A 635-nucleotide genomic window follows, 5' to 3' on the forward strand; every position below is an offset into this window, starting at 1 on the left:
AGATTGATGTATGAGCAGAGTCACCGCGATTATCTCCGCTCTGGTTATCTGCATCATCGTCTGCCTGTCATGGGCTGTTAATCATTACCGTGATAACGCCATTACCTACAAAGCCCAGCGCGACAAAAATGCCAGAGAACTGAAGCTGGCGAACGCGGCAATTACTGACATGCAGATGCGTCAGCGTGATGTTGCTGCGCTCGATGCAAAATACACGAAGGAGTTAGCTGATGCTAAAGCTGAAAATGATGCTCTGCGTGATGATGTTGCCGCTGGTCGTCGTCGGTTGCACATCAAAGCAGTCTGTCAGTCAGTGCGTGAAGCCACCACCGCCTCCGGCGTGGATAATGCAGCCTCCCCCCGACTGGCAGACACCGCTGAACGGGATTATTTCACCCTCAGAGAGAGGCTGATCACTATGCAAAAACAACTGGAAGGAACCCAGAAGTATATTAATGAGCAGTGCAGATAGAGTTGCCCATATCGATGGGCAACTCATGCAATTATTGTGAGCAATACACACGCGCTTCCAGCGGAGTATAAATGCCTAAAGTAATAAAACCGAGCAATCCATTTACGAATGTTTGCTGGGTTTCTGTTTTAACAACATTTTCTGCGCCGCCACAAATTTTGGC

The 635-nt window shown here is 48.7% G+C and carries 1 protein-coding gene and 1 pseudogene; one reads left to right on the forward strand and one right to left on the reverse strand.

What is annotated here, in order from left to right:
• Positions 1-10 precede the first annotated feature (10 nt).
• On the forward strand, positions 11-472 hold the full coding sequence (gene rzpD, locus HP556_RS00300) for a prophage endopeptidase RzpD (RefSeq protein WP_000092275.1): 462 nt from the start codon (positions 11-13) through the stop codon (positions 470-472).
• A gap of 31 nt (positions 473-503) precedes the next feature.
• Here the strand turns inward: rzpD and bor are convergent.
• Positions 504-635: pseudogene (gene bor / locus HP556_RS00305) on the reverse strand (serum resistance lipoprotein Bor); the annotation flags it as partial.

Origin of the sequence: Tardiphaga robiniae (assembly GCF_013359755.1) — a bacterium.
Classification (GTDB): Bacteria; Pseudomonadota; Alphaproteobacteria; order Rhizobiales; family Xanthobacteraceae; genus Tardiphaga; species Tardiphaga robiniae.

Bases quoted from the DNA above. Each gene is read 5' to 3' on its own strand.
- rzpD (WP_000092275.1), top strand. From the start codon at position 11: ATGAGCAGAGTCACCGCGATTATCTCCGCTCTGGTTATCTGCATCATC.